The sequence below is a fragment of the Limnobacter sp. genome (genome assembly GCF_043511195.1).
Lineage (GTDB): Bacteria > Pseudomonadota > Gammaproteobacteria > Burkholderiales > Burkholderiaceae_B > Limnobacter.
The window spans coordinates 14,318-38,981 of sequence record NZ_CP121330.1; the positions used below are offsets into that span (position 1 = coordinate 14,318).

Consider the following 24,664-nt stretch of genomic DNA (forward strand, 5'->3'; position numbering starts at 1 on the left):
CTTACCACCTTCCCGAGGCACCACCGCCTCCAAAACCGCCGCCACCACCACCGAAGCCTCCGCCCCCGCCAAAGCCACCACCGCCACGGCCGAATCCACCACGCCCGCCGCCAATGCCGCCCACGGAATTACCAAACAATGTCAGCAGTGCTGCCACCACAGCGGCAAGCACGGCAAAAATAACAGCACCCGCAAACAGCCAGGCCACCACAAATACCAATCCACCGGTGGCCAAGGCAGCAGGCAGTTTTCCAACGGCCTTGCGTAAAAATCCACCAATGAAAAGTGTTCCCATGAACAGAAGTGGTGCAATGTCTTCAATGGTGCTGGAGGAACTCGTTGTGCCAGTGGTAGCGGGGGCGGGCAAGGGCTCGCCTTCGATGACCTTGATTATTTGGTCTACGCCAGCCGTTACGCCGCCCGCGAAGTCGCCCTGTCGAAATTGCGGAACAATGATTTCGTCAATAATGCGTTTTGACGTGAGATCGGTGAGCACACCTTCAAGCCCGTAGCCCACCTCAATACGCAGTGCCCGGTCTTGCAGGGCCACCACCAAAATAGCCCCATCATCAATATTCTCGCGGCCAATTTTCCAACTCTCGGCCACACGCAAGGCGTATTGCTCAATCGTTTCAGGTTGTGTTGTTGGTACCAGCAGCACGGCAATCTGGCTGCCCTTGCTGGCTTCAAATGCCTGTAGTTTTTGAATCAGTGCGCTTTGCTGCTCGCTGCTTAAGGTACCCGTGGTGTCCACCACCTGAGCGCTTAATGGGGGTACTGGTACTTCTTGTGCCCACAGCAGGCCTGGCACTGGAATGAGTGCCAGCGCCAACAAGCCACAAAGCCAAAACCGGTCAATTGCATCGCTCACAGCGACCATCACTTGGTACCGAAGTCCACAGTGGGCGGCTTCGAAATAGCGGCTTCGTTTTCAACAGTGAAGCTTGGTTTTACTGCATAACCCATCACCATCGCGGTGAGGTTGTTGGGGAATGAGCGCACGGTGATGTTGTATTCCTGAACGGATTTAATGTAGCGGTTGCGAGCCACCGTAATTCGGTTTTCAGTGCCCTCAAGCTGTGTTTGCAAATCCCGAAAGCCCTGATTGGCCTTCAGGTTGGGGTAGTTCTCGGTAATCAGCAACAAGCGCGACAACGCACCGCTGAGTTCACCTTGCGCCTGCTGGAATTTGTTGAATGCTTCCGGGTCGTTGATCAATTCAGGAGTGGCTTGAATGGACGTGGCTTTTGAGCGTGCCTCCACGACCTGTGTCAGTGTTTCCTGTTCGAAATTTGCCTCGGCTTTCACCACATTCACCAGATTGGGTACCAGGTCGGCGCGGCGCTGGTATTGGTTCAACACTTCAGCCCAAGCCGCTTTGACTTGTTCATCGTTGCTTTGAATGGTGTTGTAACCGCAGCCGCTGAGTAGCAGTGCGAACATTAAAGTGAATAGAGAGAAAACGCGATTCATGTGAACGCTCCTAGTGGGTGGCTAGCCTGATTGTGCAGTGAATTGAGGTTCTAGGGCTAGTCCTGATGAATTTCTATGACCTCTTTTGTTTTTTCATTGTTATAAAGAACGCGCAACGCAGTGTTTGGGTTTAAGGCGTTATTTCCCGCACTTAAGCTTTTCTGCACGCGTGGGTCTGCAAGAATAACTTCAGGAAGGTTATCTGTCCCGGTGCCAGGTTCAATATAGATCCATTGATCGCGCACAGGTTCAGAGCATTGGCTATCGAGTTCAATTCGAATATCTTGGCCGTCTATGATGCTTCTATTGATCCAAAAATAGACATCTCCACGTAAGCAGGTAATTTTTAAGAGTTGCCTTGATTGCCATACAAGTGTTGTATCCACAATGCTGTTTGTTCTCAGAATTTCTTTATTCTTTTCGAGTTCAGGGTGTGAACTGTTGATGTGAGTGTGCAGGCGGTACACGAAGTCGGTGGTCGCACCTTCGCTGGTTTCACTCCATGTGGCTGCAAGATTACTTTCCGAGTTTGCTGTGCTTGAAAGCCTCATCAATTCGGAGGGCGTGGGTTGGCAGCCGACAATTGCAAAGAAGGTCAAATACGTCAAGTATTTCATCCTCAGTATCCTTTTCGTTTAGCGAAGTCGATTCCGTTGAGAATCTGTATTTGATCTCTTGGGTCGTCGCCATACGGCGCATCGTCAGTCCAATCACCAAAGGAATTGAGTGTGGTTCCCGCTCTACTTTGAGCCCAGCCAGCCGCTCTTAGCAACACTTGCTCAGGTATACCAATTGCATAACCGATTGCGCCGTAATGGAAGTTACCAAAGTCGGCATACTGAGGGCCTTTTTGCTTGAAATCCCAAGGACCTTTGTTTCTGACCTGATTGTAAAACCACAATAAGTCGGAAGGTGAAAGAATTGCGCCAACACGCTTTGCTGCGTATCGCATATTCATTTCGATGAACACATTTGGAGGGGGACAGGGGGTACCAACAGCAACATTGTCGGTCAAGCAGGTCTGGTCGTTGGACATTTTGGATTATCCAAAATACCAGATGTTATTGAATAAGTTGGCGAGGTGACAAACCTCACCTCGCCTCACTTCAAAGCGGATTACTTCTTCATCATCTCGAAAAACTCTGCGTTGTTCTTGGTCTGGCGAATCTTGTCCATCAAGAATTCCATTGCAGCGATTTCGTCCATGTCGTGCAGCAAGCGGCGCAACACCCAAATCTTTTGCAGCAAATCGGGCTTGATCAGCAGTTCTTCGCGACGTGTGGAAGAACGGTTGATGTTGATGGCTGGGTAAACACGTTTTTCCGCCATGCGGCGTTCCATGTGAATTTCCATGTTGCCGGTGCCCTTGAATTCTTCGTAAATCACTTCATCCATGCGGCTGCCGGTGTCAACCAGTGCAGTGGCGATGATGGTCAGTGAACCACCTTCCTCAATGTTACGGGCAGCGCCGAAGAAACGCTTGGGGCGGTGCAGGGCGTTGGCGTCTACACCACCGGTCAATACCTTGCCGGAAGAAGGTACCACGGTGTTGTACGCACGGGCCAGGCGTGTAATCGAGTCGAGCAAAATGACCACGTCGCGCTTGTGTTCAACCAAGCGTTTGGCCTTCTCGATCACCATTTCCGCAACCTGCACGTGGCGGGTTGCTGGTTCATCGAATGTCGAGGCAATTACTTCGCCGCGCACTGAGCGCATCATTTCTGTTACTTCTTCGGGACGCTCGTCGATCAGCAAAACGATCAAAGTGATGTCGGGGTGGTTGGCGGTAATGGCATGTGCAATGTGCTGCAACATGACTGTTTTACCCGACTTGGGCGGTGCCACCAGCAGGCCACGCTGGCCTTTTCCGATTGGCGCCACCAGGTCGATGATACGGCCAGTGTTGTTTTCCTCGCCCCGCATGTCGCGTTCCAGCTTCAGGGGCTGGTTCGGGTGCAATGGAGTCAGGTTTTCAAACAGAATTTTGTGCTTGCTGGCCTCGGGCGCTTCGCCGTTGACCTTGTCCACTTTCACCAGCGCAAAGTAACGTTCGCCGTCTTTGGGGGTGCGAACCTCGCCTTCAATGCTGTCACCAGTGTGCAGGTTGAAGCGGCGAATCTGGCTGGGCGAAATATAAATGTCGTCCGGGCTGGCCAGGTAAGATGTTTCAGGTGAGCGCAGGAAGCCGAAGCCGTCAGGCAGCACTTCTAGCACGCCGTCGCCGAAAATTTGCTCGCCGTTTTTGGCGCGTTTTTTCAGAATGGCGAACATCAATTCCTGTTTGCGCATGCGGTTGGCGTTTTCAATTTCAAGGCCACCAGCCACTTCAAGCAGGGCAGAGACGTGTTGCGTTTTTAGTTCAGATAGATACATGTTTGGCTTTTTGTGTAGGTGGCGAACGCCGCGAGGTAAACAGGTTGACAAAGGGTGGGAGTTTTGCTGCGGTGAGGGGTTTTCAAGCCCGGCACACGCCGGGCGGTTTAAACAATATTGTATTACAGGTGACTGTCGATGAAAGCGGCCAACTGGGATTTGGACAAGGCGCCTACTTTCGTGGCTACCACTGCACCATTCTTGAACAACATCAAGGTTGGAATGCCGCGAATGCCGTATTTGGCGGGTGTTTCTGAATTCTCGTCCACATTCAGCTTGGCGATTTGCAACTTGCCCTGGTATTCCGAAGACAGGTCATCAAGAATGGGCGCAATCATTTTGCAAGGACCACACCATTCAGCCCAGTAATCCACCAGCACGGGGCCGTCGGTACTCAAAACATCGCTGTCGAAAGATGCGTCACTGACGTGTTTGATCAGGTCACTGCTCATTTAAATCCTCAAGTGGGTAATTGCTTTGGGGGTGTTCACAAAGCGTGTCCGGGTGATTAAAGCACACGCGCAGACCATGAAAGTTCTTCATTTAAGAAAATGCTATTCTGAATGGTACAGCGAAATCGAACTGAAACACAAACCAAACACGCGTTTTGACCCAACACATCATTTCCATTGACCCTTTTCAAGCCACACCATTCAGGCTTGCATTCGATTGGCTGGCCCAATCGGAACTGGATGCCCAGCAAGTATTGTGGGTCATGCCCCGTATTGAAACGGTGGGCAGCTTTAAACGGTGTTGGGCGCAGCACCACGCCGGCCTTGCCGCACTGGGGCCCTGGGTGCAAACAGCAGACCGTTTAAGCCAGCCCGCTGCCATGGGCCCGTGGTTGGCCTTGCAGGCCGATTTGGTGGGGGTATTGCGCGAATTGCCCTTGTTGGGCGGTGGTTCATCGCCCTCGCAGTTGTGGGGTTTGGCGCAGGAATACCTGGAGTTGGCCTTGCGACAGGTGTTGGTGCAAAAACGCAACACAAACGCGCTGGCCGAGTACGCAGAGCACAACACTTTTGCCTGGGAAGAGGCGCAAGTGGTGGCCACACTGGCCCAAACCTATCAAGCAGAATTGATGGATTTATTGCCCAAGCCGGCAGAGCCCATGGGCAGGCAGCCACTTCAAGTGGTGTGGTTCGACGACGGCGAGACCGTGCCGGGCCTTTGGCTTGAGTTGTTTTACCCAGGGGTGCCGGTGCAGGTGTTCAAATTGCCCGCCATTGAAGGTCCCCAACCCTGGCAAGCCTTGGGCGCCAGTCGCTTTGCTGAAAAACCCAACCCGGTGGTGTTACAAGTTGCGCCCGATGAAACCACGCAAGCTCAGCAAGCAGCCCATCAAATTCTGGAATGGTTGCGCGCCGACCCCACCACTGAAATAGCTGTGGCCGTGCTTGATCGATTGGCTGCGCGCCGCATGGTGGGTTTGTTGGCCGATGTTGGCGTGTTGGTGGACGACCGCACGGGTTGGCGTTTGTCCACCTCGAACGTGGCAGGCTGGTTTGACCACCTGTTGCAGCAATTTGTTGAGCATGGGCAGTTAACGGCGGTTACCCAACCCTTTACCGGCCTGCCACTTGAGCATTTGGAACCCTGGGCTTTCGGCAAATCGGGTAGCCAATACACCTTGGCGCAGTGGGCTGCAGCTTTCGCAGCCTTGTTTGAAAAACACGGCCTTGACCTTGCATTGCAGCCCGATGAAGCAGGGCAGCAGTTGCTGACCGTGTTGGGCCTGATGCAACAGGTGCCTGCTGAAACCGAATTTGATGCGAAGGAGTTTTTGGCCGCCTGGCGCAGTTGGGCCGAATCGCAGCGTTTCCGCCCACTCGACATTGAAAGCCCGGTGCGCATGGTGCCGCTGCTGAGTACACGCATGCGGCCATTTCAGCGCGTGTTGGTGTTGGGCTGTGCGCAGTCGCATTTTCAGGAAAGTCCGCCTGGTTTGTTGCCACCCGCCGTGGCACAGGAACTGGGTTTTCCAGGGCCACGCCTGGCCCGCATTCAAAAAATTTCCGCGCTTTATGAACTGCTTTTGCACAGCAGCGAAGTGACCCTGTTGCACAGTGCACAGGTGGCTGGCAAACCTGAAATGTTGTTGCCCGAATTGACTTGGCTTGACATTGTGTTGCGCGATTGCGCCAGTGTTGAACAACACTGGTCGAGCAGCTGGCACCGCACACCTGCCAACCTTGAAATTGAAGTGCAAAGACAACCGGAACAGGCCCTGCAAATTACGGCCTTGGGCAATGCGGGATCACTGCCCGATTCAATCCGCGTAACCGCATTGGACGATTGGGCCGCTTGTCGCCTGCGTTTTGGTTTAAAGCATGCGCTGCCTTGGCCTAGTGGCCTCTTCGCGTTGCTGCGGCCAAGGCAGCGCATGCTTTTAAACCAAAACGCAGGCGACAAGCGGCCCAATCGTCCAATGCGTTACGCGGATTGAATCGGGCAGTGATCCCGCATTGCCAAGGCGTAATATTGCAGGGCCTGTTCGGTTGTCTTTGCACTTCAATTTCAAGGTTGGCAGGTGTGCGGTGCCAGCTGCTCGACCAGTGTTGTTCAACACTGGCCGCAATCGCGCAACACAATGTCAAGCCAAGTCAATTCGGGCAACAACATTTCAGGTTTGCCAGCCACCTGTGCACTGTGCAACAGGGTCACTTCGCTGCTGTGCAAAAGCAGTTCATAAAGCGCGGAAATTTTTTTGAATGCGGCCAGGCGTGGCCCTGGAAAACCAGTTCCTGTGCCACGGCGGGTGCAACAAACCAGGCGGACTTTCCTGAAAATGCGACTGCGCACAGCCCACACCAACACGCGCTGAAATGGCCGCATGCGTGTACTCAGCAGCGGCACCAATGCGCACCGGGCTTTCAATGTCGAGTGGGCGGAAACGCTGCGATTCGGCCCAACTGCGCCAGGCGGCCAAAAACTCCTTCGCATCAAATTCGGTTTCAGCAGGCACCTGTTGCATCAGGCCCAACACGGTCAGCAACTGCTGCCCTGCTTCATCGGGCTGCAATGCAAGGTCAAGGCCGTGTTTTTCAAACAAGGCTGCGAAAGCTGCAGCCCACTGCGCCAAGGTGTATTGGCTACCCGATTTGCCGAAAGCCCAGGGTTCCAAATGCTCAAGTGGCAGGCCGGTAAAGGGTTGGGTAACCGCCGTTAACTGCCCATGCTCAACAAATTGCTGCAACAGGTGGTCAAACCAGCCTGCCACGTTCGAGGTGGACAAACGCCAACCCGTGCGGTCGTCCACCAACACGCCAACATCGGCCAACAAACCCACCATGCGGCGCGCAGCCAATCGATCAAGCACGGCCACAGCTATTTCAGTGGTGGGGTCGGCGCGCAACCATTCCAGAATTTGATGGGCTGCTTGCTGAGCTTGCGTGGTTTCATCGGCGCAACTTGTAACACCACCGGTTGGGTTTTTCAGCAAAGCGACTGGCGCCCAAGGCTTGCCAGGGTTGGGGACCTTCAATGGCGGGCAATTTGAACACCTGCACCGGCACCCCTGGGTAAAACAACTCAAGCCAAAGGCCCGGCACGGTCTCGCCGTCGTCGAACCACACCACTTGAAGTGGCTGCCTGCCCATGGGCTCTGCCGGCTTGGGCAATAAATCCATCAATTCTGCTTGATAGGTTTGGGCCAGTGTGGCCACCACTTGCGCCTCTTCCCAGGCAAAAGTGTTGTGCTCTGCGTACTCGGCCAGCGCGTTTGTGTTGCGTTTTTGCACCAACACCTGTCGCAAGGCCAACTCCAGGTATTCCTGCGCCAAAACCCCACAACTGCGAGGGCGATGAACCACCGCCCAACAAGGGCAATTCGCGCAATACCCCCACCAAATCGGCCTGCAAGGCCAACCACGGGCCCATGGCAGCGGGCTGGCTTAAACGGTCTGCTGTTTGCACCCAGGGCCCCAGTGCGGCAAGGCCGGCGTGGTGCTGCGCCCAACACCGTTTAAAGCTGCCCACCGTTTTCAATACGGGGCATGACCCACAATACTTGCTGGGCATCCAGTTCCGATTGGGCCAGCCAATCGAATGCAAGCCTGAATGGTGTGGCTTGAAAAGGGTCAATGGAAATGATGTGTTGGGTCAAAACGCGTGTTTGGTTTGTGTTTCAGTTCGATTTCGCTGTACCATTCAGAATAGCATTTTCTTAAATGAAGAACTTTCATGGTCTGCGCGTGTGCTTTAATCACCCGGACACGCTTTGTGAACACCCCCAAAGCAATTACCCACTTGAGGATTTAAATGAGCAGTGACCTGATCAAACACGTCAGTGACGCATCTTTCGACAGCGATGTTTTGAGTACCGACGGCCCCGTGCTGGTGGATTACTGGGCTGAATGGTGTGGTCCTTGCAAAATGATTGCGCCCATTCTTGATGACCTGTCTTCGGAATACCAGGGCAAGTTGCAAATCGCCAAGCTGAATGTGGACGAGAATTCAGAAACACCCGCCAAATACGGCATTCGCGGCATTCCAACCTTGATGTTGTTCAAGAATGGTGCAGTGGTAGCCACGAAAGTAGGCGCCTTGTCCAAATCCCAGTTGGCCGCTTTCATCGACAGTCACCTGTAATACAATATTGTTTAAACCGCCCGGCGTGTGCCGGGCTTGAAAAACCCCTCACCGCAGCAAAACTCCCACCCTTTGTCAACCTGTTTACCTCGCGGCGTTCGCCACCTACACAAATAGCCAAACATGTATCTATCTGAACTAAAAACGCAACACGTCTCTGCCCTGCTTGAAGTGGCTGGTGGCCTTGAAATTGAAAACGCCAACCGCATGCGCAAACAGGAATTGATGTTCGCCATTCTGAAAAAACGCGCCAAAAACGGCGAGCAAATTTTCGGCGACGGCGTGCTAGAAGTGCTGCCTGACGGCTTCGGCTTCCTGCGCTCACCTGAAACATCTTACCTGGCCAGCCCGGACGACATTTATATTTCGCCCAGCCAGATTCGCCGCTTCAACCTGCACACTGGTGACAGCATTGAAGGCGAGGTTCGCACCCCCAAAGACGGCGAACGTTACTTTGCGCTGGTGAAAGTGGACAAGGTCAACGGCGAAGCGCCCGAGGCCAGCAAGCACAAAATTCTGTTTGAAAACCTGACTCCATTGCACCCGAACCAGCCCCTGAAGCTGGAACGCGACATGCGGGGCGAGGAAAACAACACTGGCCGTATCATCGACCTGGTGGCGCCAATCGGAAAAGGCCAGCGTGGCCTGCTGGTGGCACCGCCCAAGTCGGGTAAAACAGTCATGTTGCAGCACATTGCACATGCCATTACCGCCAACCACCCCGACATCACTTTGATCGTTTTGCTGATCGACGAGCGTCCCGAAGAAGTAACAGAAATGATGCGCTCAGTGCGCGGCGAAGTAATTGCCTCGACATTCGATGAACCAGCAACCCGCCACGTGCAGGTTGCGGAAATGGTGATCGAGAAGGCCAAACGCTTGGTTGAACACAAGCGCGACGTGGTCATTTTGCTCGACTCGATTACACGCCTGGCCCGTGCGTACAACACCGTGGTACCTTCTTCCGGCAAGGTATTGACCGGTGGTGTAGACGCCAACGCCCTGCACCGCCCCAAGCGTTTCTTCGGCGCTGCCCGTAACATTGAGGAAGGTGGTTCACTGACCATCATCGCCACTGCACTGGTTGACACCGGCAGCCGCATGGATGAAGTGATTTACGAAGAATTCAAGGGCACCGGCAACATGGAAATTCACATGGAACGCCGCATGGCGGAAAAACGTGTTTACCCAGCCATCAACATCAACCGTTCTTCCACACGTCGCGAAGAACTGCTGATCAAGCCCGATTTGCTGCAAAAGATTTGGGTGTTGCGCCGCTTGCTGCACGACATGGACGAAATCGCTGCAATGGAATTCTTGATGGACAAGATTCGCCAGACCAAGAACAACGCAGAGTTTTTTCGAGATGATGAAGAAGTAATCCGCTTTGAAGTGAGGCGAGGTGAGGTTTGTCACCTCGCCAACTTATTCAATAACATCTGGTATTTTGGATAATCCAAAATGTCCAACGACCAGACCTGCTTGACCGACAATGTTGCTGTTGGTACCCCCTGTCCCCCTCCAAATGTGTTCATCGAAATGAATATGCGATACGCAGCAAAGCGTGTTGGCGCAATTCTTTCACCTTCCGACTTATTGTGGTTTTACAATCAGGTCAGAAACAAAGGTCCTTGGGATTTCAAGCAAAAAGGCCCTCAGTATGCCGACTTTGGTAACTTCCATTACGGCGCAATCGGTTATGCAATTGGTATACCTGAGCAAGTGTTGCTAAGAGCGGCTGGCTGGGCTCAAAGTAGAGCGGGAACCACACTCAATTCCTTTGGTGATTGGACTGACGATGCGCCGTATGGCGACGACCCAAGAGATCAAATACAGATTCTCAACGGAATCGACTTCGCTAAACGAAAAGGATACTGAGGATGAAATACTTGACGTATTTGACCTTCTTTGCAATTGTCGGCTGCCAACCCACGCCCTCCGAATTGATGAGGCTTTCAAGCACAGCAAACTCGGAAAGTAATCTTGCAGCCACATGGAGTGAAACCAGCGAAGGTGCGACCACCGACTTCGTGTACCGCCTGCACACTCACATCAACAGTTCACACCCTGAACTCGAAAAGAATAAAGAAATTCTGAGAACAAACAGCATTGTGGATACAACACTTGTATGGCAATCAAGGCAACTCTTAAAAATTACCTGCTTACGTGGAGATGTCTATTTTTGGATCAATAGAAGCATCATAGACGGCCAAGATATTCGAATTGAACTCGATAGCCAATGCTCTGAACCTGTGCGCGATCAATGGATCTATATTGAACCTGGCACCGGGACAGATAACCTTCCTGAAGTTATTCTTGCAGACCCACGCGTGCAGAAAAGCTTAAGTGCGGGAAATAACGCCTTAAACCCAAACACTGCGTTGCGCGTTCTTTATAACAATGAAAAAACAAAAGAGGTCATAGAAATTCATCAGGACTAGCCCTAGAACCTCAATTCACTGCACAATCAGGCTAGCCACCCACTAGGAGCGTTCACATGAATCGCGTTTTCTCTCTATTCACTTTAATGTTCGCACTGCTACTCAGCGGCTGCGGTTACAACACCATTCAAAGCAACGATGAACAAGTCAAAGCGGCTTGGGCTGAAGTGTTGAACCAATACCAGCGCCGCGCCGACCTGGTACCCAATCTGGTGAATGTGGTGAAAGCCGAGGCAAATTTCGAACAGGAAACACTGACACAGGTCGTGGAGGCACGCTCAAAAGCCACGTCCATTCAAGCCACTCCTGAATTGATCAACGACCGGAAGCATTCAACAAATTCCAGCAGGCGCAAGGTGAACTCAGCGGTGCGTTGTCGCGCTTGTTGCTGATTACCGAGAACTACCCCAACCTGAAGGCCAATCAGGGCTTTCGGGATTTGCAAACACAGCTTGAGGGCACTGAAAACCGAATTACGGTGGCTCGCAACCGCTACATTAAATCCGTTCAGGAATACAACATCACCGTGCGCTCATTCCCCAACAACCTCACCGCGATGGTGATGGGTTATGCAGTAAAACCAAGCTTCACTGTTGAAAACGAAGCCGCTATTTCGAAGCCGCCCACTGTGGACTTCGGTACCAAGTGATGGTCGCTGTGAGCGATGCAATTGACCGGTTTTGGCTTTGTGGCTTGTTGGCGCTGGCACTCATTCCAGTGCCAGGCCTGCTGTGGGCACAAGAAGTACCAGTACCCCCATTAAGCGCTCAGGTGGTGGACACCACGGGTACCTTAAGCAGCGAGCAGCAAAGCGCACTGATTCAAAAACTACAGGCATTTGAAGCCAGCAAGGGCAGCCAGATTGCCGTGCTGCTGGTACCAACAACACAACCTGAAACGATTGAGCAATACGCCTTGCGTGTGGCCGAGAGTTGGAAAATTGGCCGCGAGAATATTGATGATGGGGCTATTTTGGTGGTGGCCCTGCAAGACCGGGCACTGCGTATTGAGGTGGGCTACGGGCTTGAAGGTGTGCTCACCGATCTCACGTCAAAACGCATTATTGACGAAATCATTGTTCCGCAATTTCGACAGGGCGACTTCGCGGGCGGCGTAACGGCTGGCGTAGACCAAATAATCAAGGTCATCGAAGGCGAGCCCTTGCCCGCCCCCGCTACCACTGGCACAACGAGTTCCTCCAGCACCATTGAAGACATTGCACCACTTCTGTTCATGGGAACACTTTTCATTGGTGGATTTTTACGCAAGGCCGTTGGAAAACTGCCTGCTGCCTTGGCCACCGGTGGATTGGTATTTGTGGTGGCCTGGCTGTTTGCGGGTGCTGTTATTTTTGCCGTGCTTGCCGCTGTGGTGGCAGCACTGCTGACATTGTTTGGTAATTCCGTGGGCGGCATTGGCGGCGGGCGTGGTGGATTCGGCCGTGGCGGTGGTGGCTTTGGCGGGGGCGGAGGCTTCGGTGGTGGTGGCGGCGGTTTTGGAGGCGGTGGTGCCTCGGGAAGGTGGTAAGCATGGGCATTGAACGCATTCTGAAACACCTGATGACAGCCGAGCGCCATGTGCGGCAAATTTTCTCGCCCATGCACCTGGAGCGCATTGCACAAACCATCAAGGCCAGTGAAACGCGGCACTCTGGGGAAATTCGATTTGCAGTGGAAAGTTCGATAGAACTTCAACCACTGTTACAAGGGCAAACACCTCGCCAACGCGCAATCGAGGTGTTCAGTGAATTGCACGTGTGGGATACGGAACTCAACAACGGCGTACTGATATACGTGTTGCTGGCGGACCATGCCATTGAAATTGTGGCGGACCGGGGTATTCATACCCAAGTGGGTACCCAGTACTGGGAAGAATTGTGCCGCACGATTCAATCTGAATTCGCCCAAGGGCATTACGCGGAAGGCGCACTGCGCGGCATTCAAGCCGTGAGCGAGAAATTGATTGAACACTTTCCACACGAAGGGGGTGGCAAGAACGAGCTTCCCGACACCCCAGTGGTAATTGGCTAATACAACACCCGATTACATGGGCTGTATGGGGCAACTCTTGGGCACGGTATAGCCCTCAGGCAAACTGCATTCCGAGGCCTTGCCATCCAGTGAGCAACGTACCTTTTTCAGCAAGCGCAAGGCGCATCCATCGTACACGCCGTCTTTGCTCAAGCTGATGCGGGCTTCGCGCATCATGGTGGTGTATTCCAGCTTGTCGGCATCCGTCATTTTCAACCAGGCTTTGTCAGGAATCTGCCGATCGATTTTTTTAACAGCATTCAATGCCTTGGGCATTTCCTGGGCCACAAAGGCACGTAACTTTTGGCCTGAACCCGGCTGAAACTTGGACTTACGCAAAATGATTTGGTAAGTCACCATGGCCACGGGCAACTGAATGATTGCACCCTTCTTGCCCAGGCCTTTGTACAGCTCCAAGGGGGAATAGGCAATGGAAGGCGCCACGATAATGTCCACGGCACCGTTGTTGAACATCGACCCATAATTGGATACATCCGCAGCAATGGGCTGCGCGCCCACCTGCTCTATGAGCCGACGTTGCGATTCGTCATGCGACAAAGCCGCCACACGCTTGCCTGCCGCTTTGGCCAATGAATTAATTTCACGGTCGCGCACAAACACATACGCCGTACCAAAGGGCAATACCCCGCCCACTTCAAAATCACTTTGCTGCATTACGGGTTGCAACTGTGGGCTGCCCATCGACTTTAAGGCCAACAGCACGGCATCATAATTTGGCAAACCACCCACGGCATCCAGGCTACCTGTGAAGCTGTTGTATTTGCGCGTGCGAATTCCGGTTGCTACCAAGCCATCGCACACACCAATTTCAAAATCTTTCGTTGCAATCGACTCATTCGTGTACACCACGGGCTTGAAGCCGTAGCCGTTTTTTCGGCCTTCCAGTGCATATTCTTGCGCCAAATTAAATATGGGTCCTTTGGCACCCAACAGATCAAATACGCAAATGCTGGGTTCGTGGCCACTTACTGTTTGCGCGCGTGCAGTGGTTTGAAAGCCCAAAAAAACCAGCATCATCAAACTGAAAACGGCCGCAATGCGCAGACCGTTCTTAAAACATGGATTCATCATTTTTTTCCTGCCTGCAAGGTGCGAAGCGTAATGATTTGCGTCAGATTGATCAGTGTTTTGCTCATCATCCGGTGCCAAATCAAGTCGACTATCACTGCCTTGAATACGAGTCGCTTGAGCCCAATGCCCAAGCCGGGTTTTAAATAAAACAGATAGCGCCAGGTCACCAGGGTGCCGTCGCCGTCCTTCTCAAATTCAAATGAGCCTTTTGCATGGTCAAGCCAGTTCAGCAAAGGCTGGCTAAAACCGGTTCCTTTGTAAACAAACTGCCGATTCGGAACAAAGGCCAACACTTCTTCGTCAATCACAGCGCCACCCTTGAAGGTAATTCGCTGAATATCACCCACTTCATTGAACGATTTGCCCAGAATCATTTCTATACGGGTAATGGGCGCAATTAATGCGTCACTGTGAATATATTCATCCGCTTTCAAACGGGTGTACAAAGCAAAACAGTCCGCCAAAGGCACAGGGATTCGGCATGAACGCTGGATCATCAAGGGTGCTTGGGTCACAATGTTTCCTCTTTTATAGTTGAGTGCTGTGTATGTTTTTTACTCGTTTTTTTCCAGTTCTTACCAAGCTCAAAGCGCTTAAGACCCATAGCCGCATGTTGTGGCATGCTTTTCGGCATGCCGACACGCCCAAATGGATCAAGGGTTTCATGCTGGCTGTGGTGGTATACCTGTTCAGTCCAATCGACATGATTCCCGATTTTCTGGTGCTCTTTGGCATCACCGACGATTTGATCGTGATTAGCGCAGCCATGTGGTTTTTAGGCAAAGTGGTCCCGGAAAAGGTCAAAAACAGCATGCCTGTAGAACAAAGCAAGACGCAGCCTACGCAACAAAACACCGCGAAAGCATCCACTAATTTGCCTGCGACACCCGCTAAAACAAGCCCACTGAAGCCTTTCGGAATTATTCTGCTGCTGGGTTTACTCATTGCCGCTTTGGCCAGCCACCCTTGGGTACATGCGCAGCTTGGAAGCATTGGAGCATTTTTTTGAGAGTGGAAGTAACAGTTTTACTCTAGAACAATAAAAAAGCCCGGTGATTTCTCACCGGGCTTTCAAGCTTCTCAAGCCCTGCCTTTCAATGAAGGCAGTGATTATTGTTGAACAGTCAATCAGTGACCAGTTGCAACGCCTGCACCACGCGGGGTACGTACGTCTTCAACCAAGTGCTGAATGTGCTCTGGGGGTGGTGCTGTTACCTTGCTGACCAGGTAGGCCACGATAAAGTTAACAATCGCGCCCACGGTACCGAAGGCTTCAGGCGTAATGCCGAAGAAGCCGTTGGCGCCGCCCACCAAGTGCAGGTACTCAGTACCGTTGACAAACAAAATACCCTTGTGTGCAAACACGTAGAACAGGGTTACCGCCAAGCCACTCAACATACCCACGATTGCGCCCGCGGAGTTCATGGTCTTGGAGAAAATACCCATCATGATCACAGGGAACAAGCTTGATGCTGCAATACCGAAGGCCAAAGCCACAGTACCCGCCGCGAAGCCCGGTGGGTTTAAGCCCAAATAACCGGCCAGAACAATCGCGAAGGCCATGGAAATTTTACCGGCCAGCAATTCGTTCTTTTCAGAAATACTTGGATTGAACACACCCTTGATCAAGTCGTGAGACACAGCAGACGAAATCGCCAGCAACAAACCAGCAGCAGTCGACAACGCAGCAGCCAAACCACCAGCAGCCACCAAGGCGATCACCCAGTTGGGCAACAGTGCAATTTCAGGGTTGGCCAACACCATAATGTCGGCGTTCACTGTCATTTCGCTGCCTTTCCAGCCTGCTGCTTCAGCCTTGGCCAGGAATGCTTCGTTTTTGGACTTGTCGTTGTAGTACTGAATGCGACCATCACCGTTTTTGTCTTCAAACTTCAACAGGCCTGTAGTTTCCCAACGGCCCATCCAGGCTGGTTTCTTGTCGTTTTCCAAAGCTGCTTCAGGTGCAAACAAGTCGCCGCCTGTTGCCACGTTGGCGTTGACCGTTGCATGCAAGTTGTAACGGGCCATTGCGCCAACAGCAGGTGCAGTGGTGTACAAAATTGCGATGAACACCAATGCCCAACCAGCAGATGAACGCGCATCGGCCACTGTAGGTACAGTGAAGAAGCGAATGATCACGTGGGGCAGACCCGCGGTACCAATCATCAAGCTGACTGTGTAGAAGAACGTGTTCAGGTAGCTGCCGCCCGCGGGAGTCGTGGTGTACTGGTTAAAGCCCAGGTCCATCACCACTTTGTCCAAGGTAGCCAGCATGGGTTGACCATTTGCCAACATGTCAGAACCCAGACCCAGTTGAGGCAATGGATTGCCTGTCAGGTTCAAGGAAATGAAGATGGCGGGAATGGTGTAGGCCATGATCAACACGCAATACTGTGCGATCTGCGTGTAGGTAATGCCCTTCATGCCGCCAAACACAGCGTACATGAACACAATACCCATACCTACATAAATACCCACTTCAGCGGATACACCCAGGAATCGGGAGAAAGCCACACCCACACCGGTCATCTGTCCAATTACGTATGTAATGGAAGCAACCAGCAAACAGATCACAGCCACTGTGCGTGCTGTGTTGGAGTAGTAACGGTCACCGATAAAATCGGGCACCGTGAACTTGCCGAACTTGCGCAGGTACGGAGCCAGCAACATCGCCAGCAACACATAACCACCGGTCCAGCCCATCAGGAATACGGAACCACCGTAACCCATGTTGGCAATCAAACCGGCCATGGAAATGAACGAAGCAGCTGACATCCAGTCCGCTGCAGTCGCCATACCGTTGGCTACGGGGTGTACACCACCACCGGCCACATAAAATTCACCCGTGCTGCCAGCACGGGCCCAAAACGCAATACCGAGGTACAGCGCAAAACTCAAACCCACGATCACGTAGGTGATTGTTTGCAAATCCATTAGCAATCTCCTTAGTTTTCGTGAACGTCGTGTTCGCGGTCAATCTGACCCATTTTCTTCGCGTAGTAGAAAATGAGAATAATGAACGTGTAGATAGAACCTTGTTGTGCAAACCAGAAGCCCAGTGGGTAACCACCAATGCTGAATTGATTGAGTTGCTCAACAAACAGAATGCCGGCGCCGTAAGAAACCAAAAACCACACGATCATGATTTTGGTCAACAGGCCGATTGTCGCTTTCCAGTAGGCTTCACCGCCCTTTGGGTTGCTCATCGCTTGTCTCCTTTTTAAGGTTGTTGTTAACCGCAGGCAAGGAATACGAGGTCACATCCCTCCCAAGCCTAGGCTTGCGAACGAGTATCAAAGCGAAAACTTACGCCAAACTGAAAGCCTGCCAGATAGACCCTTAAACCCCTCCCCTTGCATTACCCCCCTCCCCAAATGTGCGATTCACAACAACGGAAAAACCTCAATTGAACTGTGATTACCTGTTTTATCGAGTGATTGACCCAGCCAAGGCCCCACACAATGGTGTTTACCCCAATCGAGCCAACCCATTCTGATCAGCAAGGCAAACCATGACCCACAATACAGAGCAGACGCACAATCACCGTACTCATCTGTTCAATGCTTTGGCCAAGAGTCAAGCCTGCATTGAATTCGACCTGGACGGCAATGTTCTGTATGCCAACGAGAACTTTCTGAATGTTTTTGGCTACGCGCAAGAGGATGTACTGGGCAAGCACCACAGCCTGTTTTGCACTGCCGACACCGCAGAATCGGACGAATACCGACAATTTTGGGATAAATTGCGCGAGGGTACATTCCAAAGCGGCGAGTTTTTGCGACTGGATTCACAGGGCCAGGAGGTGTATATCCAGGCCAGCTACAACCCGGTACGGGACGACGACGGCAATTTGGTGTCGGGGGGATGCGGACAAAATCTTGGACTACTTTAGGAGGTAGTCCATGTATTCATACGAAGAACGTCTTAGGGCAGTGCAACTTTTTCTGAGAACAGGAAAAAACTGCAAGGTGACCATACGCCAGTTGGGTTATCCAGCAAAGAACGCCTTGAAAGCATGGTGTGTTGATTTTGAGCAAAATGGTGATGTGCTCAAGCGTTACCAAAGGACCAAGCCAAAGTATTCAGAGGAGCAGAAAAAGACCGCTGTTTCTCATTTCATGGCTAACGGCCGATGTATTGCTGCGACGATTAGGTCTTTGGGCTACCCTTCACGCCAGAAGCTTTCTGACTGGGTCTGCGAGCTGTATCCCGAAGCGAAACAACGAGTCGTAGGCAAAGTTCGCAGGGAGGCCGCTTCGCTGGCTTTCAAACGGGCGGCTGTCTTTGAACTTTGTACAAGAAATGAAAGTGCCCAGGTGTTGGCAGAAAAGCTGGACGTGGACCGAGTAACTCTATACAACTGGAAAAAACAGTTGTTGGGGAAGGAGGACGCGGCATCCATGAAACATGACAAAGGTTCCCATGCGGATTCAAATCGGCTCGAACTAGAGAAGCAAATCCAGGAGCTGCAACGCGATATTCGCGATTTGAAACTAGAGCACGATTTGTTGAAGAAGGCCAACGAACTGCTAAAAAAAGACCTGGGCGTCGACCTGCAAATTCTGTGCAATAGCGAGAAGACAATGTTGATTGACGCCCTCAGAGAAGAATATGACTTGACTGAGTTACTCAAAAAATTAGACATGCCGCGCAGTTCGTATTTTTATCATCGGTCACCTTCCCGTGTAGGGGACAAGTATGCTGAGGTTAGAAACACACTGGCCGAGGTGTTTGAAGACAACCATCATTCATATGGTTATCGTCGACTAAAAGCAGCTCTTGGAAGAGAACGAGTGTTTCTCTCTGAAAAAGTTGTACGTCGGCTCATGAAGCAAGGCGGACTCAAGGCAGCCAGACCCAAAAAACGTCGATATGCGTCCTATGTCGGTGAGGTTAGCCCAGCCCCAGAGAACCTAATCAACCGCGATTTTACTGCGACCGCTCCAAACGAAAAGTGGCTAACGGATATTTCGGAATTTCAGATTCCAGCAGGAAAAGTGTATCTATCGCCGATGATTGATTGTTTCGATGGAATGGTGATTAGCTGGTCCATCAGTACCAGTCCTGACGCAGAGCTTGTAAACGGCATGCTCGACGCAGCAATTGAGACTGTGACTGATGCAAAAAACACCATCATTCATTCAGATAGAGGTGGTCACTATCGATGGCCAGGTTGGCTTACTAGGGTCTCAAAAGCCAATCTGACAAGGTCGATGTCACGCAAAGCTTGCTCGCCAGATAATGCGGCTTGTGAAGGCTTCTTTGGCAGGTTAAAAACAGAAATGTTTTACCCTAAAGACTGGCGCTCAACTTCAGTTGAGGAATTCATCGCCAAGCTTGATGCCTACATTCGCTGGTATAACGAAAAAAGAATCAAAAGCTCACTGGGCTACCTTAGCCCGATTGAATACCGTGAAAGTCTGGGATTTTTAACGTAAAAAAGTCCAAGATTTTGTCCGCATCCCCCGGTGATCAAGATTGCAAGCAACATTACAGAGGCCAAGAGCAAGTCACTTGAAAATGAAGGCAAAGTGGCTGCCATCGACAAAACCCAGGCGGTGATCGAATTTGACACCAGCGGCCGCATTCTGGCGGCCAACGACAATTTCCTGAACACCATGGGCTATCGCATTCAGGAAATTGTGGGGCAACACCACCGTCAGTTTTGCGAAAAAAATTATGCAGAATCGGAGGAATACAGCAATTTCTGGAAAGACCTGGCTGCGGGCGAGTTCAAGTCTGGCGAATTCATGCGCGTAAACCGGCATGGTCGCCCAGTGTGGTTGCAAGCCACCTACACCCCGATTCTGGGTGTGAATGGCAAGCCGGTGAAAGTGGTTAAATTTGCAAGCGATATCACGGCCGCAAAAATCAAGGCCATTGAAGACGATGGCAAAGTCAGCGCCATGAACCGTTCACAAGGCATTATTGAATTTGACCTGGGTGGCAATATTTTGAATGCCAACGAGAATTTCCTGAGCTTGACCGGCTATTCGCTAGACGACATTATGGGGCAACACCACAGCATGTTTGTCGACAAAGAAGAAAGCAGTGGCGGCGCCTACCGCGCTTTTTGGCGCAAGCTGGGGCAAGGCGAATTCGATTCGGGAGAATACCTGCGCGTGGGCAACCATGGCAAAAGAATCTGGATTCAAGCCAGTTACAACCCGATTCTTGACCTGGAAGGCAACCCCGTCAAAATCGTCAAGTTTTGCAGCGACATCACCGAATCCAAATTGCACGCAATTGAAACCCAGGCACGCATGGACTCTGTGTCCAGCACCAGTTGCATTCTTGAATTCAATGCCGAAGGGAAAATTCTTAGCAGCAATGAGTTGATACAGAAATCACTGGGTTACAGCCAAACAGACCTGGCCGACAAGTCGGAAGGCTTTTTGATGTTCGATGAAGAGCGCAACGACAGTAGCCACTTCAAGATCTGGAATGACCTGCGGGAAGGCAAGAACCTGGCTGGCGAATTCAGATACAAGGGCGTGGGTGGAAAAGAGATTTGGCTTTCAGGTACCCGCAGCCCGGTGATTGGGCTGGACGGGCAATTGATCAAAGTGGTGCTGATGCTCCAAGACATCACCGAATCCAAACTGTCGCGACTGGATGCAGAAGGCAAACTGGGCGCAATTGATCGTTCGCAGGCCGTGATTGAATTCGACATGCAGGGCAAGGTGCTGTCAGCCAATGCCAACTTCCTGAATCTGATGGGTTACTCGGCTGAAGAAATCACAGGCCGTCACCACCGCATGTTTGTGGATGCCGCCCATGCAGCCACACCGCAGTACCAGGCCTTTTGGGAAAGCCTGGGCCGCGGTCAGTTTGAATCGGGAGAATACAAACGTGTGGCCAAGGGTGAGCGTGAGGTGTGGATTCAAGCCACCTACAACCCGATTTACGACCCACGCGGCAACCTGGTCAAAGTGGTGAAGTTTGCCAGCGACGTGACCAACAGCAAACTGAAAAACTCGGAATTTGAAGCCAAGGTAGAAGCGATCAATTTGGGTCAAGCGGTGATTGAATTTGACCTGGACGGCCATGTGCTCAATGCCAACCGCAACTTCCTGAACGCGATGGGCTATACCTCGCGAGAAATTCAAGGCCAGCACCACAGCATTTTCTGCACGCTGGAATACACACAAAGCGAAGAGTACCGCGACTTCTGGTTGAAACTGAACGAAGGAAAATTCGTCAGCGGTCGCTTTCACCGCGTGGGCAAGTTTAATCGGGATGTGTGGATTCAAGCCACCTACAACCCCATTCTGGATTTGAATGGCAACGTGGTCAAAGTAGTGAAGTACGCTTACGACGTAACGAAAGAAGTGATGTTGGAACAGGGTATCAACAAAAAGTCGGGCGAAATGCGGGAACGGGTTTCCAAACTGGTCGACAGCATTACCGACATTTCCAGCAACTCGGCCACGGCCACTCAACTGGCACAAAAGGGCCTTGACGCGGCGAACCTGGGCAGCAGGGAATTGAAAAGATCCATTGCTGCAATTCATGCCATTCAAAACAGCTCCAGCAAGGTTTCAGAAATTGTGCGGGTCATTGGCGACATTGCGAACCAAACCAACTTGCTCGCATTCAACGCTGCCATTGAAGCTACACGCGCCGGGCAACACGGCGTTGGGTTTTCAGTGGTGGCCGCCGAAGTGCGCAAGCTGGCTGAAAGCAGCTCAAGCGCTGCACGCGAGATCGCCACGCTAATTGAAGAATCGGTTGCGCAGGTTGAGGAAGGCGTAGAGGTAAGCCAGAACGCCGCGCAAAGCTTTGACGGCATTTTGAGCAGCGTGACCGAGACCGGTGAAAGCGTGAAGCAAATTACCAGTTCAGCAGAACAGCAACGCGAGTTGGCCATTGCCGTGAACCGGCTGATTGAAGAACTGACTGGCGGACTTGAGAAACACACTGGCAGTAAAGCTGCATGAGTGATTTGAGCCAATACGAACAGGGCTTTGGTTCATTTCGAATTGGTGAAATGACCTTGGCCTTGCCCATGAAGTCGGTCAGGGAAGTGGTGCCCTTTCACCCACTCATGGCCGTGCCTTGCCCACAGCCCTGGATCAAAGGTGGCCTGAACTTGCGCGGCGTCAGCATTCCCGTACTCGATCTGGAATGCCTTTTGAACCGCCCTGGCCATGCCTATGCACCGGGCTGTATTTTGCTGATCGCCCACGAAAACAATTTGCTCGGTTTGATTGCCGACGAGGTCAAGGCCCTGTTTTTTGCAAACCCAGCCAATATGCACACGGTCAATTCCGCCGATTGTATTGGCAGCATTTTTGCTGGCAGCCTGATGAACAGCGAATTGAATCAACTGGTTCAGGTGCTTTCTACGCAAGCCTTGTTCGACTTGCCAGGTTTACCCAAAGCCAAAGACCCTGAGCCGCATCGTCAATCGCTTGAACTGCAAACATCGAATGAAGACACCGCGTTGAACACGCGAACACCGCTGATGTTGATGCAAAGCATGTCAACGCTGTTTGCGGTGAATCCCAAAGACATCGAAACCACGGTGGTCAACCCCGTGTTGCTGCCCAGTGAATACTCCGGTGGATTTTACAAAGGCAATCTGGATTACCGGGAGCAAACCATTCCCGCAGTGGACCTGGCAAGCTATTTGGGCTTGGGCAATGCCGGTAAAACGCAATGCCCGGCACAACAGGCGTTTGTGATTCGGGTAGCGGGTAACCCGCTTGCCTTGCTGATCGACAAAGTTCTGGACATTGTTCATGTGCCGCACAATTCAGTGATTGCATTGCCTGGCTTTGGTTTGCCCAAAGCGGCGCAACTTGAGGGGGCCTTGCCCTGTACGGTGTTTTCAAAAGAAGACCCGCATTCACAACGTGGCCCGCAGTACTTTGTGCTGTCTTGCCCGCGAATCAGCGAAGACCAGGAACTGATTGAACTGGCCGGTATTTTGGCCAAGGCCAGCGCGTCGGCCCAACTGGACGCAGCGAGTCAGCAAGGCAGGACTGCCCACGGTTTAGACCGGTTGATGGTGTACCGTTTGGACACCGAATTTTCTACGCCAATTGAGCAAGTGCGGGAAGTACTTCCCTACCGGGCTGACATCGAAATTTTTGAGCGAAGCAACCCCATGCTCGGCATGCTGACTCACCGCGATGAATCCATTCCCGTATTTGACTTGGCTCAATGGCTGGGTGCAGCACGCCAAAGTCTGAATCATGAATCAAGTATTCTGGTGGTGAATGTGCATGGCGCAAGCGTGGGCTTTGCGGTTACTTCGCTGACAGCAATTGAAAATGCGCAGTGGGAACCCAACGTGCCTGTGTTGGGTGAGCAACGGCAACTAATGCATGGTCAATTGAAAACCACCCAGCGGCTTGCGCAAATTGGTGAAACCGATCACCAACGAATGGTCGAGGTAATCGACCTGCACCAGCAGGTGTTACTGATTCTCGACCAGTTTGGACTGGCGCCTACGGTGCCGCCTGAAGTGGCTGTGGAAGTTGTTGGGCATTCCGTGCACGCAGCGCATTGAATTCTTTCACAAACTCGTCGAAGCGGTCTTGCTCGATCGCTTCGCGCATTTCCCGCATCAATTCCAGGTAGTAGTGCAGGTTGTGCATGGTGTTAAGCTGCGCACCGAGAATTTCTTTGCTGCGGTCGAGGTGATGCAAGTACGCCCGTGAGAAATTTTTGCAGGTGTAACAAGTACAGGTCGAATCGAGCGGATTGTCATCGTTGCGAAATTTTGCGTTGCGAATGCGAATGTCGCCTGTGCGCGTAAATAGCCAACCATTGCGCGCGTTGCGGGTGGGCATCACGCAATCAAACATGTCAATGCCCTGCCCCACGGCATTCACCAAATCTTCTGGTGTGCCAACACCCATTAAATAACGGGGCTTGTTTTGGGGCAGCTTCGGCGCGGTGTGCGCCAAAATACGCTGCATGTCGTCTTTGGGTTCGCCAACAGACAAGCCACCAATTGCATAACCATCAAAGCCGATTTCTTCCAGACCTTGTAGCGAAATGTCGCGCAAGTCCTCGTACATACCGCCCTGCACAATACCGAACAAACCGTTGTTGTTATCCAGTGCATCGAATGAATCGCGCGAACGGCGCGCCCAGCGCATGGACATTTCCATGGACAGCCTTGCCTCGGTGTGGGTGGCAGGGTATGGCGTGCATTCGTCAAAAATCATGACGATGTCGGAATTCAACACCGTTTGAATTCGCATGCTTTCCTCAGGCGTAAGGAATAATTTGTCGCCGTTCACGGGGCTGCGGAAATGAACACCCTCTTCCTTGATTTTGCGCATGGCACCAAGGCTGAACACTTGAAAGCCGCCAGAATCGGTCAAAATTGGGCCTTTCCAGCCCATGAACTGGTGAAGGCCTCCAAATTTTTCCATGATATCCAGGCCCGGCCGCATCCACAAATGAAAGGTGTTACCCAGAATAATTTGCGCATTGATCTCGGTGAGGTCGCGCGGGGTCATGCCCTTCACGGTGCCATAGGTACCCACTGGCATGAAGATCGGCGTTTGAATGACGCCATGGGCTGTGGTGATTTCACCGCGTCGGGCCTTGCCCGAGGTGGTTTTGAGTTTGAAGGACAGTGCGCTCAAGGAAAATGCCTTTTTAGAATTGGCCGTATTTTAAATCATTTCAAGCACATGGGTCTGA

The 24,664-nt window shown here is 52.0% G+C and carries 25 protein-coding genes and 2 pseudogenes; 13 read left to right on the forward strand and 14 right to left on the reverse strand.

Going from position 1 to position 24,664, the window contains the following annotated elements; genetic code table 11:
* Position 1: 1 nt before the first annotated feature.
* The 6 genes from P0D43_RS00070 to trxA (P0D43_RS00095) form a co-directional block, all read right to left on the reverse strand.
* Complete coding sequence (locus P0D43_RS00070) at positions 2 to 880, reverse strand: YgcG family protein (protein WP_341236756.1); 879 nt, start codon at positions 878 to 880, stop codon at positions 2 to 4.
* A complete protein-coding gene (locus P0D43_RS00075) occupies positions 880 to 1,473 on the reverse strand; it encodes a LemA family protein (RefSeq protein WP_341236757.1) in 594 nt (197 codons plus the stop codon). The genes P0D43_RS00070 and P0D43_RS00075 overlap by 1 nt, the downstream gene beginning before the upstream one ends.
* A gap of 56 nt (positions 1,474 to 1,529) precedes the next feature.
* Positions 1,530 to 2,090 (reverse strand): hypothetical protein, encoded by a 561-nt coding sequence (locus P0D43_RS00080; RefSeq protein WP_341236758.1) that lies wholly within the window; start codon positions 2,088 to 2,090, stop codon positions 1,530 to 1,532.
* A gap of 2 nt (positions 2,091 to 2,092) precedes the next feature.
* The gene (locus P0D43_RS00085; RefSeq protein ID WP_341236759.1) at positions 2,093 to 2,509 is read right to left on the reverse strand and encodes a polymorphic toxin type 44 domain-containing protein; all 417 of its coding nucleotides are present in this window, start codon (positions 2,507 to 2,509) and stop codon (positions 2,093 to 2,095) included.
* Between the two features lie 80 nt (positions 2,510 to 2,589).
* A complete protein-coding gene (rho, locus tag P0D43_RS00090; RefSeq protein WP_008250210.1) occupies positions 2,590 to 3,846 on the reverse strand; it encodes a transcription termination factor Rho in 1,257 nt (418 codons plus the stop codon).
* Between the two features lie 122 nt (positions 3,847 to 3,968).
* The gene (gene trxA, locus P0D43_RS00095; RefSeq protein WP_159571900.1) at positions 3,969 to 4,298 is read right to left on the reverse strand and encodes a thioredoxin TrxA; all 330 of its coding nucleotides are present in this window, start codon (positions 4,296 to 4,298) and stop codon (positions 3,969 to 3,971) included.
* Between the two features lie 155 nt (positions 4,299 to 4,453).
* Between trxA (P0D43_RS00095) and P0D43_RS00100 the strand changes: the two genes are divergently transcribed.
* Positions 4,454 to 6,292 (forward strand): hypothetical protein, encoded by a 1,839-nt coding sequence (locus P0D43_RS00100; RefSeq protein ID WP_394672927.1) that lies wholly within the window; start codon positions 4,454 to 4,456, stop codon positions 6,290 to 6,292.
* Positions 6,293 to 6,532: 240 nt separating this feature from the next.
* Here P0D43_RS00100 and P0D43_RS00105 read toward each other — a convergent pair whose 3' ends face one another.
* The 3 genes from P0D43_RS00105 to P0D43_RS00115 all read right to left on the reverse strand — a co-directional run bounded on the left by P0D43_RS00105 (position 6,533) and on the right by P0D43_RS00115 (position 7,951).
* Positions 6,533 to 7,288, reverse strand: coding sequence for a hypothetical protein (locus P0D43_RS00105; protein ID WP_394672928.1), 756 nt, complete (start codon positions 7,286 to 7,288; stop codon positions 6,533 to 6,535).
* A complete protein-coding gene (locus P0D43_RS00110) occupies positions 7,245 to 7,628 on the reverse strand; it encodes a hypothetical protein (protein WP_394672929.1) in 384 nt (127 codons plus the stop codon). Before P0D43_RS00110 ends, P0D43_RS00105 begins: the two co-directional genes overlap by 44 nt.
* A 182-nt stretch (positions 7,629 to 7,810) precedes the next feature.
* Positions 7,811 to 7,951: a hypothetical protein gene (locus P0D43_RS00115; protein WP_394672930.1), complete on the reverse strand. Its 141-nt coding sequence runs from the start codon at positions 7,949 to 7,951 to the stop codon at positions 7,811 to 7,813.
* Between the two features lie 155 nt (positions 7,952 to 8,106).
* On the opposite strand from P0D43_RS00115, the gene trxA (P0D43_RS00120) reads away from it, so the two are divergent.
* The 7 genes and pseudogenes from trxA (P0D43_RS00120) (at position 8,107) to P0D43_RS00150 (ending at position 12,907) form a co-directional block, all read left to right on the forward strand.
* Positions 8,107 to 8,436: a thioredoxin TrxA gene (gene trxA, locus P0D43_RS00120; protein WP_159571900.1), complete on the forward strand. Its 330-nt coding sequence runs from the start codon at positions 8,107 to 8,109 to the stop codon at positions 8,434 to 8,436.
* Between the two features lie 123 nt (positions 8,437 to 8,559).
* Positions 8,560 to 9,798: pseudogene (rho, locus tag P0D43_RS00125) on the forward strand (transcription termination factor Rho); the annotation flags it as partial.
* A 99-nt stretch (positions 9,799 to 9,897) separates the two neighbouring features.
* Positions 9,898 to 10,314, forward strand: a complete 417-nt coding sequence (locus P0D43_RS00130) for a polymorphic toxin type 44 domain-containing protein (protein ID WP_341236759.1) — start codon at positions 9,898 to 9,900, stop codon at positions 10,312 to 10,314.
* A 2-nt stretch (positions 10,315 to 10,316) separates the two neighbouring features.
* The gene (locus tag P0D43_RS00135) at positions 10,317 to 10,877 is read left to right on the forward strand and encodes a hypothetical protein (RefSeq protein WP_341236758.1); all 561 of its coding nucleotides are present in this window, start codon (positions 10,317 to 10,319) and stop codon (positions 10,875 to 10,877) included.
* Between the two features lie 56 nt (positions 10,878 to 10,933).
* A pseudogene (locus P0D43_RS00140) lies at positions 10,934 to 11,526 on the forward strand (LemA family protein).
* On the forward strand, positions 11,526 to 12,404 hold the full coding sequence (locus P0D43_RS00145) for a YgcG family protein (RefSeq protein WP_341236756.1): 879 nt from the start codon (positions 11,526 to 11,528) through the stop codon (positions 12,402 to 12,404). Before P0D43_RS00140 ends, P0D43_RS00145 begins: the two are co-directional and overlap by 1 nt.
* Before the next feature lie 2 nt (positions 12,405 to 12,406).
* Positions 12,407 to 12,907: a TPM domain-containing protein gene (locus P0D43_RS00150; RefSeq protein ID WP_341236755.1), complete on the forward strand. Its 501-nt coding sequence runs from the start codon at positions 12,407 to 12,409 to the stop codon at positions 12,905 to 12,907.
* A gap of 12 nt (positions 12,908 to 12,919) precedes the next feature.
* Here the strand turns inward: P0D43_RS00150 and P0D43_RS00155 are convergent, their stop codons facing one another.
* Both P0D43_RS00155 and P0D43_RS00160 read right to left on the reverse strand, forming a co-directional pair.
* Positions 12,920 to 13,996, reverse strand: a complete 1,077-nt coding sequence (locus P0D43_RS00155; RefSeq protein WP_341236754.1) for a putative solute-binding protein — start codon at positions 13,994 to 13,996, stop codon at positions 12,920 to 12,922.
* Entirely contained in the window at positions 13,996 to 14,514 is a 519-nt protein-coding gene (locus P0D43_RS00160; protein WP_394672926.1) for an SRPBCC family protein, read from the reverse strand. Before P0D43_RS00160 ends, P0D43_RS00155 begins: the two co-directional genes overlap by 1 nt.
* A 95-nt stretch (positions 14,515 to 14,609) precedes the next feature.
* Here P0D43_RS00160 and P0D43_RS00165 point away from each other — a divergent pair, with 95 nt between their 5' ends.
* Entirely contained in the window at positions 14,610 to 15,008 is a 399-nt protein-coding gene (locus tag P0D43_RS00165; protein WP_159568804.1) for a YkvA family protein, read from the forward strand.
* Between the two features lie 119 nt (positions 15,009 to 15,127).
* On the opposite strand, the gene P0D43_RS00170 is transcribed toward P0D43_RS00165, so the two are convergent.
* Positions 15,128 to 16,933, reverse strand: a complete 1,806-nt coding sequence (locus tag P0D43_RS00170; protein WP_394672931.1) for a sodium:solute symporter family protein — start codon at positions 16,931 to 16,933, stop codon at positions 15,128 to 15,130.
* Positions 16,934 to 16,944: 11 nt separating this feature from the next.
* Positions 16,945 to 17,205 (reverse strand): DUF4212 domain-containing protein, encoded by a 261-nt coding sequence (locus tag P0D43_RS00175; RefSeq protein WP_394672924.1) that lies wholly within the window; start codon positions 17,203 to 17,205, stop codon positions 16,945 to 16,947.
* Between the two features lie 305 nt (positions 17,206 to 17,510).
* Here P0D43_RS00175 and P0D43_RS00180 point away from each other — a divergent pair, with 305 nt between their 5' ends.
* Genes P0D43_RS00180 through P0D43_RS00195 form a run of 4 tightly spaced genes read left to right on the forward strand, consistent with a single transcriptional unit; the run spans position 17,511 to position 23,516 of the window.
* Positions 17,511 to 17,891: a PAS domain-containing protein gene (locus P0D43_RS00180; RefSeq protein WP_394672923.1), complete on the forward strand. Its 381-nt coding sequence runs from the start codon at positions 17,511 to 17,513 to the stop codon at positions 17,889 to 17,891.
* Between the two features lie 10 nt (positions 17,892 to 17,901).
* On the forward strand, positions 17,902 to 19,437 hold the full coding sequence (locus tag P0D43_RS00185) for an IS3 family transposase (RefSeq protein ID WP_394672932.1): 1,536 nt from the start codon (positions 17,902 to 17,904) through the stop codon (positions 19,435 to 19,437).
* Between the two features lie 30 nt (positions 19,438 to 19,467).
* Entirely contained in the window at positions 19,468 to 21,939 is a 2,472-nt protein-coding gene (locus P0D43_RS00190; protein ID WP_394672933.1) for a PAS domain-containing methyl-accepting chemotaxis protein, read from the forward strand.
* Positions 21,936 to 23,516 (forward strand): chemotaxis protein CheW, encoded by a 1,581-nt coding sequence (locus P0D43_RS00195; protein WP_394672920.1) that lies wholly within the window; start codon positions 21,936 to 21,938, stop codon positions 23,514 to 23,516. Before P0D43_RS00190 ends, P0D43_RS00195 begins: the two co-directional genes overlap by 4 nt.
* On the opposite strand, the gene tgt is transcribed toward P0D43_RS00195, so the two are convergent.
* Entirely contained in the window at positions 23,455 to 24,606 is a 1,152-nt protein-coding gene (gene tgt / locus P0D43_RS00200) for a tRNA guanosine(34) transglycosylase Tgt (RefSeq protein WP_394672934.1), read from the reverse strand. The genes P0D43_RS00195 and tgt overlap by 62 nt on opposite strands.
* Positions 24,607 to 24,664 lie beyond the last annotated feature (58 nt).